The following is a 16,027-nucleotide window of genomic DNA, read 5'->3' as shown; positions in this document are numbered from 1 at the left end:
TCAGAACTCCTCGGCGCGGTGCTCCCGCGCCTGCGCGAAGGCGGCTGTGTGGCTGCGGCCCTCACCCCAGCCCTCTCCCGCGTGCGGGAGAGGGGGCCGCGCGGGGCCGGGCTCGAGTTCGCTCTGCCGCACGCGGGACAGTGCCAGCGCGGGGTCTGGCTCGAGTTCCCTCTCCCGCTCGCGGGAGAGGGGCAGGGTGAGGGTGGTGGAGAGACCGCGGCCTTCGCCCCGGGCCTGGCGTTCGCCGCTGCGCCGGCGCAGCGTCTCGCGCAGCGCGTCGGCGCCGGTGCGCCATTCGAGCAGCGGCTGGCGTGCCTGGCCGCCCTGCGACTGCTCGCACTGGTCCAGGCACTGCCCGCACTGCACGCAGGAGAACATGCGGCGCTTGATGTCGCGCGGCTTCAGCCGCATCGGGCAGACGCTGTCGCAGGCGCTGCCGCCGGGTGCGGCGGCGGTGCTGCAGCTGCGGCAGTCGCGTGCACGGGCTCGGTCGTAGCCGACGACCATCGCGCGCGGGTTGGCCATCCAGGCCAGGCTCTGGAACAGCCCGACGGCGCAGCCGAAGCGGCAGAACAGGTGGCGCGCGAAGACGAACTCGGCGGTGAAGACCGCCGTCGCGACGGCCAGGAAACGCGCCTGGTTGGGCGTGGACTCGCCGGCCAGCAGCCGGCCCCAGACCTCGGCCGGCGGCAGCAGGTACGACAGCAGCGTCACCGCCCAGAGAAAACCCAACCCGGCGGCCAGCAGCACGAACGGCGGCCACCAGCGCCAGTCGCCTCGCGCCGTGGGGGCGGCGTCCCAGAGGCTGGCGCGGCCGAGCGCGCGGCGCATCAGCCGGTCCAGCGTCTCGACGACGCTGAAGTGCGGGCACAGCCAGCCGCAGTACAGCCGGCCCCAGCGCCAGGCGATATAGAGAAAGCCGACGACCAGCACGATCGCCGGCACGAAGGCGCGCAGCACGATGGCGAGAGCGACCTCGGTCGCGCCGATGCGCCCGGCCGTGAAGTCGGTGATGCCCAGCGTCCACGGCCGGCCCAGCAGCCAGAGCTGGGCCTCGTGCAGGTCGAAACGCAGCAGGTCCAGCGCCGGGGCGCTGACGAACAGCGCCAGGAAGGCGGCCTGGAAGAGCCGGCGGCGGTGTTGCAGGGCGGCGGACACGGGGCGGGGGAGTCGGAGGCGGCCACTCGAGGGCGGCCGCGGGTTCTCAGTTGCCGAGCACGGCGCCGACGACTTCGTCCAGCGCGGCGGCGGTGCCGGCGTCGTCGGTCAGCGCGTCGACGATCGCGGCGCGGCAGGCCGCACGCAGCGGCACGCCGCCGGCCGTCAGGCGGGCGGCCATCACCAGCAGCCGGGTGCTGGCCGTCTCCTCGAGGTCGTGTTCGGTCAGGCGGCGCAGCGCCTGCGCCAGGCGCACCAGGCGCGCGGCGAGCTCCGGCGCGACGCCGGACTCCATCTCGACGATGCGCGTCTCCAGCGCCGGCTCGGGGTAGCCCAGCGTCAGCGCGACGAAACGCTGGCGGGTGCTGGGTTTCAGGCTCTTCAGCAGGTTCTGGTAGCCCGGGTTGTACGAGACGACGAGCATGAAGCCCGCCGGCGCGGCGAGCAGCTCGCCGGTGCGTTCGATCGGCAGCACGCGGCGGTCGTCGGCCAGCGGGTGCAGCACGACGGTGGTGTCCTTGCGCGCCTCGACGACCTCGTCGAGGTAGCAGATCGCGCCCTGGCGCACGGCGCGTGTCAGCGGGCCGTCGGCCCAGACCGTGCCCTGCGCGCCGATCAGGTGGCGGCCCACCAGGTCGGCGGCGGACAGGTCGTCGTGGCAGCTGACGGTGACCAGCGGGCGGCCCAGGCGGGCCGCCATGTGCTCGACGAAACGGGTCTTGCCGCAGCCGGTGGGGCCCTTCAGCAGCAGCGGCAGCCGCTGCCGCCAGGCCTGCTCGAACAGCGCCGCCTCGCCCGCCTGCTCGGCGTAGAAAGGCAGCGTGGCCCCGCCGCTGCGGCCGGCGTCGGGCTGGAACAGCTCCAGCCCGAGGGCGCCGCGTTCGCTCATGTCCATGGCAGCAGCCCCCTGCGGTCAGGCTTGCGCCAGCTTGGCCGACGTCACCGTGTCGGTCTTCACCGGCTCGCCGCCGACGAAGAAGCTGGCGAAGTAGGTGAACTGGCCGGCGAGGAAGGTCAGGCCGCCGGCGATGCGCACCCAGTAGAAGAAACGCAGCTGGTCCTGGGTGGACATGAAGCTCATCGCGCCTTCGGTCGGCAAACGCTGCAGCCAGACCTGCAGGATGCCGGCGCCGCTGAGCGCCAGCACCATCACGCCCATGCCGATCGACATGATCCAGAAGCTCCACATCTCGACCGCCTGGGCGCGCTGGCTGTTGGCGATGCGCCCGCGCAGCGTCGGCATCGCGTAGCTGATCAGCGTGATGACCACCAGCACGTAGGCGCCGTAGAAGGCCAGGTGGCCGTGGGCGGCGGTGACCTGCGAGCCGTGGGTGTAGTAGTTCACCGGGCTCAGCGTGTGGATGAAGCCCCACAGGCCCGCGCCCAGGAAACCCATCACCGCGGTGCCCAGCGCCCACAGCACGGCGGCCTGGTTCGGATGTTCGCGGCGGCGGCGCTGCACCATGTTGAAGGCGAAGACCGTCATCATGAAGAACGGGATCGGCTCCATCGCGCTGAAGATGCTGCCGATCCACTGCCAGTAACCCGGCAGGCCGATGAAGTAGAAGTGGTGGCCGGTGCCCAGGATGCCGGTCATCAGCGCGAAGGCGATGATCACGTACAGCCACTTGTCGATGACCTCGCGGTCGACGCCGGTGGTCTTGACCAGCACGTAGGCCAGCAGCGCGCCGAGGATCAGCTCCCACACACCCTCGACCCACAGGTGCACGACGAACCACCAGTACATCTTGTCGCGCACCAGGTTGTGCGGGTTCACGAAGCTGAACAGGAAGAAGATCGCCAGCCCCCACAGCCCCATCAGCAGCACCACCGAGACGCTGGTCTTGCGGCCCTTGAGCACCGTCATGCTGACGTTGAGCAGGAAGCCGAGCGCGACGACGACGATGCCGATCTTGGTCGGCAGCGGCTGCTCCAGGAACTCGCGGCCCATGGTCTGCAGCAGGTCGTTGCCGGTGAGCTCGGCCAGCCTGGCGTAGGGCAGCGTGAGGTAGCCGACGATGGTCAGCACGCCGGCGGCCAGGAAGATCCAGAACAGCGCCCTGGCCAGCTTGGGGCTCCAGAGCTCGGTCTCCGACTCCTCGGGCACGATGTAGTAGGCCGCGCCCATGAAGCCGAACAGCAGCCACACGATCAGCAGGTTCGTGTGCACCATGCGTGCGACGTTGAACGGGATGTACGGGAACAGGAAGTCGCCGATGACGTACTGCAGCCCGAGGCTGATGCCGAAGATGATCTGGCCGGCGAACAGCAGCATCGCCGCGATGAAGTACGGCTTGGCCACCGCCTGCGAGCGGTACTTGAGGACTTGTTGGGTATTCATGGAAGGTGCTCCGGCGCTCAGCCTTCGATGTTGGGAGGCCACTTCTCGGTGTCGATCTCGCCGGTCCACTTCAGGAACTGCACGAGATCGTCGAGTTGCTGCTCGGTGAGGTCGAACTGCGGCATCTGCCGGCGGCCCGGGATGTGCGTCGGCTGGGCCTTGATCCAGGCCTTGATGAACTCGCCGCCGCGGCGCTGGTAGACGTTGCCCAGCTCGGGCGCGAAATACGCGCCTTCGCCCAGCAGCGTGTGGCAGCCGATGCAGTTGCGCGTCTCCCAGATCCTCTTGCCGGCGATGACGGCAGGCGTGATCGCGGCGGCATTGGAGCGCTGCGGGATGCGCCGCTCGGTGTGGAAGACGAGTGCGGCGAACAGCAGTGCGAAGAACACTGTGCCGCCGTAGAACATGTTGCGGGCCATCTGCTTGGTGAACCCGCCCCGGACTTGGCTCATGGAAAGCGCCTCCTTGACTTCGGTGCGCTTATCCTCCTGTTTTGCTCGGGTACTTTCCTTGAACCGGTTCAAGGATTCGACCGGCGGGGCCGGGCGAGCATCCCGGCAGGGCCCGCGAGCGGCGGGCCGTGACCTCTCGATGTGAAGAGAACCCGACGATGAGCCCCTCCGACAAGGTCCCGCACGCGGTGGCCGACCTGATCGCCTGCATCCTGGTGCGTTTCCACGAGACGCATCGCCGCGAAGTGCCCGAGCTGGTGGCCCAGGCGCGCGCGCTGGCCGCCGCGGGCGTGCTGCCCGAACTCGCCGAGCACCTGGCGCTGATGGGCCAGGCGCTCGAGGAGCACATGTTCAAGGAGGAGATGCGGCTCTTCCCGATGATGGAGCAGGGCGGCGGCACGCTGCTGGACCTGCTGCTCGACGACCTGGAGCGCGAGCACCGCGCGCACGAGGTCTCGATCACGCGGCTCGAGGAGCTGGTGCTGCGCCTGCCGGCGTCGCCCGAGGCGGGGCCGCTGGCCGCCGGCTGCCGCAAGTTCATCGACGACCTGCAGCAGCATGTCGCCGCCGAGGACGGCGACCTGTTCCTGCGCTTCGGCCCGCGGCGCACGAAGGGGGTCGGGCGGGTGCTGCAGCCCTGAGAACCGGGCGCCCATGAAAAAGGCGCCCCGCGGGGCGCCTGTCTCGTGCGGTGCCGCTTCAGCGGCGCAGCATCGCCATCGGGTCGCCCGGCAGGCGTGCGTGGCTGCGCAGGTCGGCAAGTTCCGCGGCCGACAGGCGTTCGGCGCCTTGCGGCACGTCGGGGCGGTGCAGCGCCAGCTCGCGCATGCGCGCAGCCAGCGTCAGCGCGAAGGCGCGTGCGAACACCTCGTCGCTGTCGCAGGCCTCGAACAGCGACTCCAGCGGCAGCGCGAGCAGCTCGATCGGCTCGCGCACGATGGCCGCTTCGGCCCAGCCGCCCGGCAGGTCGAGTGCGCCGGTGACGTCGAACCATTCGCCGGGGCCGATCAGGCGGCGCTCGATGAAGCCGCCGTCGGCGCCCAGCCGGCCCACGCTGGCGCAGCCATGGCGCACCAGCCACCAGGAAGGTTCGGGCCGCCGGGGTGATCCGAGCGTGAAGCGTCCGGCCGGGCAGCAGATCATGCGCGAGGCGTCGCTGAGCCTGACGAGGGTCGAGTCGGGAACGGGCATCGGCGCGAAGGCGATGCGCAGCAGGGCGACGTCGTCCTCGAATGTGCCCGTGACGAAGCTCGCGTGGGCTGGCTGCGACGCCGATTCAGCGTCCGGACCCCTTGTCTCGGTCGAACACTTCATCATGTCTATCTCCTGCATCGTGAAACGCTGCACCGGGTGGTGGCGCCTGTTGACTCTGGCGAGGCCGGGGCCGGATGGATTTGTCCCAGCACAACCCGCGCCCAACGAAGCCCCCGGGCTATCCCTCGATCAGCGTTTTTTGCGGTTTCGGACAGTTTAACCATGATGACGTCGCGGGCAAACCGCATGCCGGTGCCCGGCGATGACCGGGCGTGACCGGCCGCTCGCGAGGCGGGTTCAGGCGGCGGCCAGCCCGGCGACGTAGATGCGGGCCGAGCGCTCGACCAGGCGTTCCAGGTCCAGCGGGATGTCGACCGCCGGATCGGTTTCGAGCCGGCCGTCGACCAGCAGCTGGGCCAGCCCGTGCGCGAAGCCCCAGGCGGCCATGGCCTCGTCGGTGGCCGGTGCCGGCACGCCGAGCGCCAGCAGGGCGCGCCGCAGCGTGTCGAGCACGCGGTGGCCGGCCTCGGCGAGCACCGGGTGATCGGCCTTGCGCACCTCGGGGCCCAGCATCAGGCGGTAGATCGCCGGCTGGGCGACGGCGAACTCGACGTAGGCACGTGCCATCGAGACGAAACGTGCGGCGGCGTCGGGCCTCTCGGGCAGCGCCGCGAACACGGCGCGCAGCCGGTCGAAACCGCCGGCGGCGATGTCGGCCAGCAGCGCCTCGCGGCTGGCGTAGTGGCGGTACGGCGCGGCATGCGAGACACCCACCGCCCGCGCCACTTCGCGCAGGCTGACCTCGGCGGCGCCGCGTTCGACGAGGATGCGCTCGGCCGCCTCGCGCAGCGCGACGCGCAGGTCGCCGTGGTGATAGCTGCGGCGCGCAGGTCCGCCCGGCGCGGTGGATCGGCTGTCCATCGGCTCAGTATATGCCCATGTTGACATCGTAAACATCGGTCGATAAGGTCCACGATCGGGGTGCTGGCGCTGCCGTGCCCGCCCCTCGGATAGCCCCGCCGCCGAACCCAGGAGCCGCGCATGAGCGTCACCTCGCCCGTCCCGCCGTCCGTCCCCGCCGAAGCGCTGCCCGCGCTGCTCGAGCGTCTGCGGCGTGCGCAGCGTGCCGACATGCTGCCCTCGCGCGCGCTGCGCCTGGAGCGGCTGCGCCGGCTCGAGCAGCTGCTCGAGCACCACGCCGCCGCGTTCGCCGAGGCGATCGGCGAGGACTTCGGCAACCGTTCGCCGGTCGAGATCCGCATCACCGAGACGATGCTGCTGAAGGCCGGCTTGCGCCAGGCGCGCCGGCACCTCGGGCGCTGGATGAAGCCGCGGCGCGTCGCCACCTCGCCGGCGTTCTGGCCCGGGCGCTCGTGGCTGCTGCCGCAGCCGCTGGGCGTGGTGGGCATCGTCAGCCCCTGGAACTACCCGCTGCAGCTGGCGCTGGCGCCGCTGGTCGGCGCGCTGGCGGCGGGCAACCGGGCGATGATCAAGCCGTCCGAGCTGACGCCGCGTTTCTCGGCAGCGCTGCAGGCTGCGGTGGCCGAGCACTTCGCGCCCGACGAGGTGACGGTGGTCACCGGCGACGCGGCGATCGGCCGTGCCTTCGTCGCGCTGCCCTTCGACCACCTCGTCTTCACCGGCTCGACGGCCGTCGGCCGCGAGGTCGCGCAGGCCGCGGCGAAGAACCTGACGCCGGTGACGCTGGAGCTCGGCGGCAAGTCGCCGGCCATCGTCGACACCTCGGCCCGGCTCGCGAAGGCGGCCGAGCGCATCGCCTTCGGCAAGCTGGTCAACGCCGGCCAGACCTGCATCGCACCCGACTACGTGCTGGTGCCCAAGGCGCAGCGCGAGCGTTTCGTCGCCGCGCTGCGCGCCGCGATGGGCAAGCTCTACCCGAGCTTCCGCGCCAACCCCGACTACACCAGCGTCGTCAGCGATCGCCACTTGCGCCGCCTGCGCGAGCTGGTCGACGACGCCCGCGAGCGCGGCGCGACGGTGATCGAGCTGGAGGCGCCGGGCGAAGGCATCGGTCGCGCCAGCCGCCAGCTGCCGCCGACGCTGCTGCTGGACGTCGACGCGTCGATGCGCGTGATGCAGGAGGAGATCTTCGGCCCGGTGCTGCCGATCGTCGGCTACGACACGCTCGACGACGCGATCGACTTCGTCAACGACCGCGACCGGCCGCTGGCGCTGTACTGGTTCGGCAGCGACGCGGCGGCGCGGCGCAAGGTGCTCTCGCAGACGATCTCCGGCGGCGTGTCGCTCAACGAGACGCTGCTGCACGTCGCCCAGGAGGGGCTGCCCTTCGGCGGTGTCGGCGCCTCGGGCATGGGCGCGTACCACGGCGAGGCGGGCTTTCGCCAGTTCACCAAGGACAAGCCGGTGTTCGAGCAGTCGGCGCTGGCCGCCACCGGGTTGATCGCGCCGCCGTACAAGCCGTCGATCGGCCGCCTGCTCGACTGGATCGGCCGCATCGCCTGAAAGCGCCGAGCCCGGCGCGAAGCCGGGCTCGTGATGCGGTAGGCGGGCGCCGCGTTCAGGCGGCGACCTGGATCATCGGCGTGAACGGGTCCAGTTCGTCGAGCGCGAGCTTGCAGGCGCGGCCGATCAGCACCGCGGCGGCGGCGTAGTAGCCGGTGGCGGCCTTGGCGGCGAGCTGCTCGCAGTGCGCCGGCACCCAGGCCTGCACGTGGCGCGACAGGAAGCGCAGCTGCTGCGCGCGCCAGCGCTGCGCGGCGGCGGCGTCGCCGCCGGCCAGTGCCTCGCCCTCGAGGCGGCACAGGTGCGAGACGAAACGCAGCTCGTTGCCCAGATGGTCGGGCGCGCCGAGCGCAGCCATCGCCTCGTAGCCGGCTTCGCGGTAGGAGCGCAGCACGTCGAGCACGCGGTCACCGCCCGGCGCGGCGCCGAGCGCGGCCGACTCGCAGGGCGGCGTCAGCGTCTCGCCGTGCATCACCATCGACAGCAGCCGGGTGCGGTCGACGGCCAGCACCGTGGCGCCGCCCGGATGGCGGCGCGACTTGCGCAGCGCGGCGAGCAGGTTGCCCAGCTGCGACGACAGCGGCGGCGTGGCGTCTGAGGACGACAGCTCGGCCTCGAGTTCGTCCAGCCAGGGCGGTGTCGGCCGTTCGATGACGACCCTGGCCAGCAAGGCCCACAGGGCCGCCCGCTTCAGGGCCTCGTCTCCGTTCTGTACTTTGATCTCGCTCATGTCTCTCTCACCGTGGCGTGAAGGTGGGCATCGGGCGTCGAGCAAGGAGCGATCCCGCTGCCGTCCCGCGCCGAAGGCGTGGCGGAGCAGACTGCGACCTTGGTACTGCGCATGGTCATTGGAGCCTGTTTCCCGGTGGTTGCGGGGTTGTCGACATGAGCCAGATCAAGCGCTTGAGACAGATGACCTTGCGGCCCGCTGTCCTGCCCACGCTGTCCGGCCGAGCCCTGGCTGCCGCTTGGACCTGCCGCTTCGATCTGTCGATCGCCCTTGCACCCACCAGCGTGAATGATCCGCGCTCGGAGCCCACGATGTGGGATGTCACCCCCTTGCAAATAGGGGGTTGGCGGCGACGCAAGCCTCAGGGTTCACCCCAGCTGAACACGGCGTGGGCGCCCTGGCGCACGGCGGCCACGCGGCGCGCGTTGGGTTCGTCGGTTTGCTCGACCCAGGCGGCCGCGTCGGCGGCGCTGCGCCCGTACCGGCGGTGGCGTGCGGCCAGGCGCTCGCGCCGCAGCGCATCGTCGACCTCAACGTACCAGATCTCGTCCAGCAGCGGCCGCACCCCGGCCCAGGGGCCGCCGAGCAGGAGGTAGTTGCCTTCGGTGATCACCAGCGGCGTGTCGGGCGGCACCGCGATGGCGCCGGCCACCGGCTCGCCCAGGTCACGCCGGTACTCGGGAGCCCAGACGGTGCCCTCGGCGGCACGCAGCCGGGCCAGCAGCGCCGTGTAGCCGGCGGCGTCGAAGGTGTCAGGCGCGCCTTTGCGGCCCCGCCGGCCCAGGCGCTCGAGTTCGGCATTGGCGAGATGAAAACCGTCCATCGGCACCACCGCAGCGAGCGGCCCGAGCGCAACGCCGAGCGCCGCCGCGAGCGTGGACTTGCCGGCGCCGGGCGGCCCGGCGATCCCCAGCAGCCGCCGCGGGCCATCGGCCAGCGCGCGGGCGCGTTCGATCCAGACGGGAGGCACGGCGGGAGTTGCCACCGCGCGAGCTTAAACGCCCGGTGCCTGCCTTCAGGGACAGGCGCGCATGCTGTAGCCGTTCTCGCACTCGGCGGTGACGGTGAAACCCAGGCGTTCGTACAGGCTGCGCGCCGGGTTGGCCTTGAGCACCGAGAGGCTGACACGGGCACCCTGGGCGCGCGCTTCGGCCAGGACCTCGCCGATCAGCCGGCTGCCGATGCCGGCACGCCGGTACCCGGGCAGCAGCTGCACCTGCTGGATCGCCCAGTCCCGGCTCCCCCGGTGCACACGCAGCAGGCCGACCGGGTGGCCGTCGAGCAGCACGATCGTGCTGCCGTCGAGCTGGCCGCGCAGCTGCGCCGCCAGCTCGGCGTCGTCTCCGTCGGCACCGAAGCCGCGCCGCAGCGCGACGAGCAGGGGAAGGTCGGCTTCGGTGGCACTGCGCGTGGCGATGGATGGGGCGGTGGGCATCGTGGAGGCGATTCTGCGGCGGCCGCGACATCCTCCGCATTGTGGACACCGCGTAACGCACGGGGGATGTCCGCTGCGTGACATCGTCCTGCATCCGGCCCGCGTGCCCGGGCGTACAGTGGCCGCATGGCCACCCGTCACCCGCACCGCGGCCGCCCGCGGCTGCTGCACTCGGCGCTGGAGGCGCGTGTCCTCGCCGAGCTCGCCGTGCTGCCCTGGACGCTGCCGGCGCTGTCGCTGGCCGCGCCGCGCGGCGACGGCCATCCGGTGCTGCTGCTGCCCGGCTTCATGGGCAGCGAGTTCTCGCTCGTCGGCCTGGAGCGCTTCCTGCGCCACCGCGGCTACGCGGTCGAGACCTGGGGCCTGGGCCGCAACGTCGGCTTCAACCCGCGCCACGCCACCGCGCTGGAGCAGAAGATCCGCCACATGGCGCACCGCGCCGGGCGCCCGGTCAGCCTGGTCGGCTGGAGCCTGGGCGGCGTGTTCGCGGTCTACGGCGCCCACCAGGCACCGGAGTGCGTGCGCCAGGTCGTCACGCTGGGCAGCCCGGTCAGCGTCGACGCCGGGGGCAGCGCGTCGCCGCCGCTGGTCAAGGCGATGTACCGGCTGATCGCCCATCCGCACGGCCCGACGGCGCACACGATGCAGCCGCGCGCCAAGAAGCTGCGCGAACGCGCGCCGCTGTCGGTGCCGGTGTCCTGCCTGTACTCGCTCAGCGACGGCGTCGTGCCGCCGCAGGAGGCGACGATCGAAGGCGACGCGGCGCGCCACGAGAACATCCGCGTGCCCGGCAGCCACCTCGGGCTGGGTTTCAACCCGGTGGTCTTGTGGATCGTCGCGGACCGCCTCGCGTTGCCGGACGGCCGCTGGCGTCCGTTCGAGCCGCACGGGGGCTGGGGCCGGGCCTACCGGCTGCTGACGCACCACGTGCTGCCGGTCTGAGCGGCACCGGCGCCGCCGCGGCCAGCGCCAGGTACTCCTGGAAGCTGTCGCGCACTGCCTGGGTGAAGGTTTCCGGGTCGGGCACCAGTTCGCGGCAGGACGTCGGCGAGACGACGATGCGGCCGTCGTACTCGGTGACGGCGAACACCAGCCCCATGCCGTCGGCGATCGGCAGGATGGCCGAGAAGTAGGTCATGCGCGCGCCGCACAGGTACAGCGGCTGGCGCGGGCTGCCGACGGCGGTGACGGTGCAGCAGGCGGCGGGCCGGCGCAGCTCGCTCGGGCGCAGGCCCAGCCAGCGCGAGGCGAGCTTCAGCGTCGCGGCCGGCGCGTGTTCGGCGAGTTCGGCCAGCCCGCGTGCGGCCCGCGCACGCAGCCCGGCGCGGGCACTCGCGGTCTGGCGCTGGACGTGGCGCAGCCGCTGCACCGGGTCCTCGATCGTCGTGCCCAGGCTCACCAGCTGCCACGGCGGCTCCACGCCGGGCTCGGGCACCGCGCCGGCGACCGGCGCGATGGCTTCCAGGTCGGCCTCGGGCAGCTCGCCCTGGGCGTCGAGGTAGCGCCGCAGGCCGCCGGCGCAGACCGCGAGCACCGCGTCGGTGAGGGTGGCGCGCGGCACCAGGCCGCGGATGCGCTCGAACTCGGCGATCGCGAAGCGGCGGGTGTCGAACACGCGGTGCGGCGAGACCACCGAGTTGAAGCGCGTGGCGCTGTGCTGCTCGGGCGCGACGACGTCGGCGGCGAAGGTCCAGGCCACCGGTGCCAGCCGCAGCAGCGGCGCGGCCAGCGACAGCGGTGACAGCGCGCTGTGCAGCGCGCCGCGCGCCAGCAGCTTCAGCGCGCCGGGGGCGCGTTCGGGGAACCAGGGCTCGGGCGGCTCGGCGCGCGGCGGCTCGGCGGCCAGGTCGTGCAGCGCGTCGACGAGCTCGTGCCGCCCGGCGACGTCGACCGCGGCGTGGTGGATCTTGGTCAGCACCGCGAAGCTGCCCGGCGGCAGGTCGGTGATGCTGTCCAGGCCCTCGATGACGTAGAGCTCCCACAGCGGCCGGTTCAGGTCGAGCGCGCGGGCATGGATGCGCGAGGCCTGGATGCAGAACTGGCGCCAGTCGCCCGGCTTGGGCAGCGCGATGTGGCGCACGTGGTACTCGAGGTCGAAGTGCTCGTCCTCGACCCAGTACGGGTAGTCCAGCTCCAGCGGTACGCGCAGCATGCGCTGGCGGAACACCGGCGAGCGCTGCAGCCGCCCGGCGACGTGCGCCAGGATGCTCTTGAAACGCACCGTGCCGCCCGGCGCGGTGCTCTGGTCGTAGATCTGCACGAAAGTGACGTTCGCGTTGGCGTGCGTCGTGTCGGCGTAGAGGAAGCTCGCTTCGTGGCCGCTCAGCTGGCGCATGGGCCCTCCTGTTCAGGCGGCGGTCTTTCGGGCACGCCGCGGGCCCGGACGCGGCCGGCCGGCGGCGACGAGTTCGTCCAGCGCCTGCAGCAGCGCCGCCGACAGCTCGCGTGCGTCGCCGACGGCCGCGCGCGCGGTCGTGAAGCCGAAGTCCATCGCCCCGGCGTAGCTCATCACCGTGACGTTGAGCCCCAGGCCGTGTTCGACGATGGACAGCGGCCAGTAGTTCGTCATGCGCGCGCCGGCCAGGTACAGCGGCTCGCGCGGGCCGGGCACGTTGGAGATGACGAGGTTGGCCAGCGGCGGCATCGCCCCGGCGATGCCCGAAGCGCCGTACAGCGCCGCCAGCCCCTGCAGCAGCCACGGTGCGCCCAGCGACGGGAAGTCGGTCGGGATGACGCCGCGGGCGCGCTGGGTGGCCGACTTCACCGCGCCGGCGGCGTCGCGGATCGCGTGCAGGCGCTTGATCGGGTTCGCGATGTCGGTGTGCAGGTTGACCAGCGACAGCGTGGCCTTGGTCGTGAACTCGGTGTCGCCGCTGGCGCGCAGCGAGATCGGCATCGTCGCCAGCAGCGGCTTCTTCGGCACGCCGCCGTGCGCGGCCAGCCAGCGCCTGAGCATGCCGCTGCACAGCGCGAGCACGATGTCGTTGAGCTTGGCCTCGTGCGCGGCGGCCAGCGCCTTCAGCGTGTCCAGCGGCACCGAGGCGGCGGCGAAGCCGCGTTCGGGGCCGATCGCCACGTTCAGTGCCGTTTTCGGGCCGAAGCCGAGGTTCTCGCGCAGATGGCCGCCGGAGCCGGCGCCGCGCGGCCGGCGCGGGCTGCCGAACAGCGTGCCGATCAGCTGCAGCGCCTGCGGCAGCTGGCGCGCGAGCCTGACGTACAGCCCCGCGTCGCGCGCCAGCGCCGCGGCGGCCAGCGCCAGCGTGCCCGGGTCCTCGGCGCGTCGCGCCCGGCCGCGCGGGCGCGGCGGCGGCTCGGGCGAGGGGTCGAACAACGTCTGCGCCAGCAGCACGCCGGCCTTGCCGTCGAGCAGCGCGTGGTGCACCTGCACGTAGTAGCCGATCTCGCCGCAGGCCAGGCCCTCGATCACCCAGATGCGCCACAGCGGCCGCGTGCGGTCCAGGCGCTCGCCGTGCAGCCGCGCGACCGTGTCCTCGAGCTCGGCCTGCGTGCCCGGCGCCGGCAGCGTGATGCGCTGCACGTGCCAGTCCAGGTCGGCGCTGCCGTCCTCCACCCACACCGGGTTGGCGAACTGCAGCGGCATCGTCGCCAGCCGGCGTGTCAGCACCGGCGCCAGGTGCAGCCGCTGCTTCATCAGCCGCCGCACCGCGGTCGCGAAGTCGCCGCGTGCGCCGGGCGGCCGTTCGAACAGGTGCAGCGAACCGACGTGCATCGGCGTCTGCGGTGTCTCCAGGTGGAGGAAGGCGCCATCCACCCCGCTCAAGGCTTGCATGCCCTTTTCTCGCTTTCGCGCCGATGCGGCCCATGGCCCGGCGTCACGCCAACGTAAGCGGCCGGCGCCCGGGCCGACGCACATTCAGATCAATCTTTCGTCAAGTCGGGCACGGATTCCGGGGGAAGTTGGGAGGCCGCCCCCCGGATCGCGGGAAACGCTGCACGGCCTGGCGTTCGGACAATGCTCGAATGTCACAAGACGTACGTCCATCGGGCGTTCGCCGCTTCCAGGGCGTGACGGTGTTCGACAACGGCGCGGACCGCCCGAGCGAGTTCGGCGACCCGAGCACCCGCCCCTCGTTGTGGGACGAGCCGTCGCGCCATCCCGATCCGTCGCTCGAGTCGCGCCGGCCACGCGCGGCCGCGCCGCGCCGCGGTGCCGGTGGCCTGTGGGCCGCGGTTCTGGTCGTGATCGGTGTCGGTGGCGCCGGCGTCGTGTTGCTCGCGAGGTGGTTCAACCGCTGAGCGCCGCCGCGCCAGCGCCGGCCGTCTGCGGCGGCAGCACGATCGGCAGTGCCAGCGTGAAGCGGGCGCCGTGCCCCGGCTCCGAGGCCAGGCTCAGCGTGCCGCCCATCAGCCTGGCCAGGGCCCGCGACAGCGCCAGCCCCAGGCCGGTGCCGCCGTGTTCGTAGCTCACCCGCGCGCTGCCCTGGCGGAAACGCTCGAAGATCGTCTCGTGCAGGTCCGCCGCGATGCCCGGCCCGGTGTCCTCGACGTGCATCAGCACCTGTCCGCCGACGCGTTCGACCATCACGTCGACCCGCCCGGCCGGGGTGAACTTGATCGCGTTGGACAGCAGGTTGTTCAGGATCTGCTTGACGCGCAGCCCGTCGACGACGACGACCGGCGGTGCCTCCGGGTCGAACTCCACGGCCAGCGTCAGGCCCTTGGCGGCGGCCGTCAGGGCGTAGAAGTCCACCGTGCCCTGCACCAGCGCGCGCAGGCCCACCGGTTCGGACGTCAGCGTCATCGAGCCGGCCTCGACCTTCGCCAGGTCAAGGATCTCGCCGAGCAGCTGGTTGAGGTACTCGGCGGCCTTGCGGATCAGGCCGGCCTGTTCGCGGAACTTCGGGTTGTCCAGCCGGTGCTCCATCAGTTCGGCGAAACCGCGGATGCTGGTCAGCGGCGTGCGCAGCTCGTGCGAGATCGCCGCCAGGAACTCGCTCTTGGCGTTGTTGGCAGCGGTGGCCTCGGCTTCGCTGGCGCGAAGCGCGGCATTGTTGGCCTCCAGGCGCCGCAGCCCGGCGACGAAGACCAGGGCGCCGGTGGCGACGGCGCCGGTCAGCAGCAGCGTCAGCACGATGGCGATGTCGCGCGTCGTGCGCCAGCCCACCAGCGCCTCCGTCTGCGCCGTCGACACCAGCACGTACAGCGGGTACTCGCCGATGCGGCGGTAGGCGCTGAACTGTTCCAGGCCGTCCAGCGAGCTCGTGCCCGCGAAGCTGCCTTCGCGGTCCAGCTGCTGGCGTGCGAAGCTGCCCGTGCTCTTCAGCGACTGGCCGATCTGGTCGGCGCTCTCGCCGCCGATGACGCGTGCCCGGATGCTCAGGTCCTGCCCGACCAGCGTCACGGTGCCCAGCGAACCGATCGCCACGCGCTTGTAGACCGACTCGAAGTAGCCCGGGTCCAGCGACGCGACGACGACACCGATGACGCGGCCGTCGGCGGCGGTGATGCGGCGCGAGATCTGGATGGTCCAGCGTCCGGAGACCTTGCCGAGCACCGGCTTGCCGATCCACAGCGCGTCGGGGCTCCCGAGCCCGCCGTCCGGCGGCAGTGTCGTGGGCGCCAGGTGCACGCGCACGTGCTCGCGTTCGGACAGGTCGACGTGCCCGGTCTTGCGGCCGTCGGGGTCGAGGTTGCTGCCGATGAAGCGCCCGTCGGCGCTGACGAGCGACAGCTGCACCAGGATGCCGGGCACCAGGCCGGTCTCGTTGGCGTAGCGCGGCAGGTCGAGTACCGCGTCGCCGCGGCGTGCATGGTCGTCCCGCGCCCGCACCGTGGCCTGGTCGACCGCGGCGATCACGCGCAGCGTCTGCTCCTCGAGCGCGCGGGCGAGGTTGGTGTTCTGGCGTTGTTCGCTCTCGACGGCCTCGTTCCAGCGTGTCCACAGCACCAGCACCACCGCGGCCCAGGCGAGCACGACGAGCAGGGTGGCAGCGCCGATGGCGAGATTGCGCAGCCGGCGTTCGGCACCCGGAGCCGCCGAAGCGGCGACGCGCTGCAGCGCGGAGCTGATCGTGGACATGGTCGGCCTGATGCGAGACAAGCAAATCTAGCAGTTCTATCGCTATTCGCTCCGTCACTACGTCACGTCTGCGGCGCTGGAAGTGCAAACGGCCGCCCCGCGGTGCGGGGCGGCCGTTGCTCGGTGGCGGCGC

15 protein-coding genes are annotated in these 16,027 nt (G+C 72.1%); 3 read left to right on the top strand and 12 right to left on the bottom strand.

The features are described 5' to 3' along the window. The 4 genes from EV684_RS00845 to EV684_RS00830 are packed head-to-tail and all read right to left on the bottom strand — an operon-like array spanning position 1 to position 3,951. A complete protein-coding gene (locus EV684_RS00845; protein ID WP_132644312.1) occupies positions 1-1,158 on the bottom strand; it encodes a 4Fe-4S binding protein in 1,158 nt (385 codons plus the stop codon). 46 nt (positions 1,159-1,204) lie between these two features. Continuing rightward, positions 1,205-2,053, bottom strand: a complete 849-nt coding sequence (locus EV684_RS00840; RefSeq protein WP_132644311.1) for a CbbQ/NirQ/NorQ/GpvN family protein — start codon at positions 2,051-2,053, stop codon at positions 1,205-1,207. Positions 2,054-2,071: 18 nt separating this feature from the next. Further along, positions 2,072-3,499: a cbb3-type cytochrome c oxidase subunit I gene (locus tag EV684_RS00835; protein WP_132644310.1), complete on the bottom strand. Its 1,428-nt coding sequence runs from the start codon at positions 3,497-3,499 to the stop codon at positions 2,072-2,074. A gap of 17 nt (positions 3,500-3,516) precedes the next feature. Then, positions 3,517-3,951 (bottom strand): c-type cytochrome, encoded by a 435-nt coding sequence (locus EV684_RS00830; RefSeq protein WP_132644309.1) that lies wholly within the window; start codon positions 3,949-3,951, stop codon positions 3,517-3,519. A gap of 158 nt (positions 3,952-4,109) precedes the next feature. Here EV684_RS00830 and EV684_RS00825 point away from each other — a divergent pair, with 158 nt between their 5' ends. Then, complete coding sequence (locus tag EV684_RS00825; protein WP_132644308.1) at positions 4,110-4,592, top strand: hemerythrin domain-containing protein; 483 nt, start codon at positions 4,110-4,112, stop codon at positions 4,590-4,592. 58 nt (positions 4,593-4,650) lie between these two features. On the opposite strand, the gene EV684_RS00820 is transcribed toward EV684_RS00825, so the two are convergent. Both EV684_RS00820 and EV684_RS00815 read right to left on the bottom strand, forming a co-directional pair. Next, positions 4,651-5,265, bottom strand: a complete 615-nt coding sequence (locus tag EV684_RS00820; RefSeq protein WP_242478432.1) for a Crp/Fnr family transcriptional regulator — start codon at positions 5,263-5,265, stop codon at positions 4,651-4,653. A 237-nt stretch (positions 5,266-5,502) separates the two neighbouring features. Continuing rightward, the gene (locus EV684_RS00815) at positions 5,503-6,126 is read right to left on the bottom strand and encodes a TetR/AcrR family transcriptional regulator (RefSeq protein WP_132644306.1); all 624 of its coding nucleotides are present in this window, start codon (positions 6,124-6,126) and stop codon (positions 5,503-5,505) included. A gap of 120 nt (positions 6,127-6,246) precedes the next feature. Between EV684_RS00815 and EV684_RS00810 the strand changes: the two genes are divergently transcribed. Then, on the top strand, positions 6,247-7,689 hold the full coding sequence (locus EV684_RS00810; protein ID WP_132644305.1) for a coniferyl aldehyde dehydrogenase: 1,443 nt from the start codon (positions 6,247-6,249) through the stop codon (positions 7,687-7,689). 55 nt (positions 7,690-7,744) lie between these two features. Here the strand turns inward: EV684_RS00810 and EV684_RS00805 are convergent, their stop codons facing one another. From EV684_RS00805 to EV684_RS00785, 5 genes are all read right to left on the bottom strand, one after another. After that, positions 7,745-8,419, bottom strand: coding sequence for a TorD/DmsD family molecular chaperone (locus EV684_RS00805; protein ID WP_132644304.1), 675 nt, complete (start codon positions 8,417-8,419; stop codon positions 7,745-7,747). A gap of 361 nt (positions 8,420-8,780) precedes the next feature. Beyond that, positions 8,781-9,404, bottom strand: a complete 624-nt coding sequence (locus EV684_RS00800) for a nucleoside/nucleotide kinase family protein (RefSeq protein ID WP_132644303.1) — start codon at positions 9,402-9,404, stop codon at positions 8,781-8,783. 30 nt (positions 9,405-9,434) lie between these two features. After that, a complete protein-coding gene (locus tag EV684_RS00795; RefSeq protein WP_132644302.1) occupies positions 9,435-9,854 on the bottom strand; it encodes a GNAT family N-acetyltransferase in 420 nt (139 codons plus the stop codon). A gap of 811 nt (positions 9,855-10,665) precedes the next feature. After that, the gene (locus tag EV684_RS00790; protein WP_132644301.1) at positions 10,666-12,189 is read right to left on the bottom strand and encodes a wax ester/triacylglycerol synthase family O-acyltransferase; all 1,524 of its coding nucleotides are present in this window, start codon (positions 12,187-12,189) and stop codon (positions 10,666-10,668) included. A 12-nt stretch (positions 12,190-12,201) separates the two neighbouring features. Then, the gene (locus EV684_RS00785; RefSeq protein WP_207184344.1) at positions 12,202-13,644 is read right to left on the bottom strand and encodes a wax ester/triacylglycerol synthase family O-acyltransferase; all 1,443 of its coding nucleotides are present in this window, start codon (positions 13,642-13,644) and stop codon (positions 12,202-12,204) included. A 191-nt stretch (positions 13,645-13,835) separates the two neighbouring features. Between EV684_RS00785 and EV684_RS00780 the strand changes: the two genes are divergently transcribed. Continuing rightward, positions 13,836-14,111 (top strand): hypothetical protein, encoded by a 276-nt coding sequence (locus EV684_RS00780; RefSeq protein ID WP_207184345.1) that lies wholly within the window; start codon positions 13,836-13,838, stop codon positions 14,109-14,111. Here EV684_RS00780 and EV684_RS00775 read toward each other — a convergent pair. Continuing rightward, on the bottom strand, positions 14,101-15,894 hold the full coding sequence (locus tag EV684_RS00775) for a sensor histidine kinase (RefSeq protein ID WP_132644300.1): 1,794 nt from the start codon (positions 15,892-15,894) through the stop codon (positions 14,101-14,103). The two genes, EV684_RS00780 and EV684_RS00775, sit on opposite strands and share 11 nt — an antisense overlap. Positions 15,895-16,027 lie beyond the last annotated feature (133 nt).

The organism is Rubrivivax gelatinosus (genome assembly GCF_004340905.1).
In the GTDB taxonomy this organism is placed as follows: domain Bacteria; phylum Pseudomonadota; class Gammaproteobacteria; order Burkholderiales; family Burkholderiaceae_C; genus Rubrivivax; species Rubrivivax gelatinosus.
Note: the sequence above shows the minus strand (reverse complement) of the source record. Positions and strands in the feature narration are given on the sequence as shown.

Bases quoted from the DNA above. Each gene is read 5' to 3' on its own strand.
- EV684_RS00795 (WP_132644302.1), bottom strand. From the start codon at position 9,854: ATGCCCACCGCCCCATCCATCGCCACGCGCAGTGCCACCGAAGCCGAC.
- EV684_RS00815 (WP_132644306.1), bottom strand. From the start codon at position 6,126: ATGGACAGCCGATCCACCGCGCCGGGCGGACCTGCGCGCCGCAGCTAT.
- EV684_RS00785 (WP_207184344.1), bottom strand. From the start codon at position 13,644: ATGCAAGCCTTGAGCGGGGTGGATGGCGCCTTCCTCCACCTGGAGACA.
- EV684_RS00810 (WP_132644305.1), top strand. From the start codon at position 6,247: ATGAGCGTCACCTCGCCCGTCCCGCCGTCCGTCCCCGCCGAAGCGCTG.
- EV684_RS00805 (WP_132644304.1), bottom strand. From the start codon at position 8,419: ATGAGCGAGATCAAAGTACAGAACGGAGACGAGGCCCTGAAGCGGGCG.
- EV684_RS00780 (WP_207184345.1), top strand. From the start codon at position 13,836: ATGTCACAAGACGTACGTCCATCGGGCGTTCGCCGCTTCCAGGGCGTG.
- EV684_RS00775 (WP_132644300.1), bottom strand. From the start codon at position 15,894: ATGTCCACGATCAGCTCCGCGCTGCAGCGCGTCGCCGCTTCGGCGGCT.
- EV684_RS00825 (WP_132644308.1), top strand. From the start codon at position 4,110: ATGAGCCCCTCCGACAAGGTCCCGCACGCGGTGGCCGACCTGATCGCC.
- EV684_RS00830 (WP_132644309.1), bottom strand. From the start codon at position 3,951: ATGAGCCAAGTCCGGGGCGGGTTCACCAAGCAGATGGCCCGCAACATG.
- EV684_RS00790 (WP_132644301.1), bottom strand. From the start codon at position 12,189: ATGCGCCAGCTGAGCGGCCACGAAGCGAGCTTCCTCTACGCCGACACG.
- EV684_RS00835 (WP_132644310.1), bottom strand. From the start codon at position 3,499: ATGAATACCCAACAAGTCCTCAAGTACCGCTCGCAGGCGGTGGCCAAG.
- EV684_RS00820 (WP_242478432.1), bottom strand. From the start codon at position 5,265: ATGAAGTGTTCGACCGAGACAAGGGGTCCGGACGCTGAATCGGCGTCG.
- EV684_RS00840 (WP_132644311.1), bottom strand. From the start codon at position 2,053: ATGGACATGAGCGAACGCGGCGCCCTCGGGCTGGAGCTGTTCCAGCCC.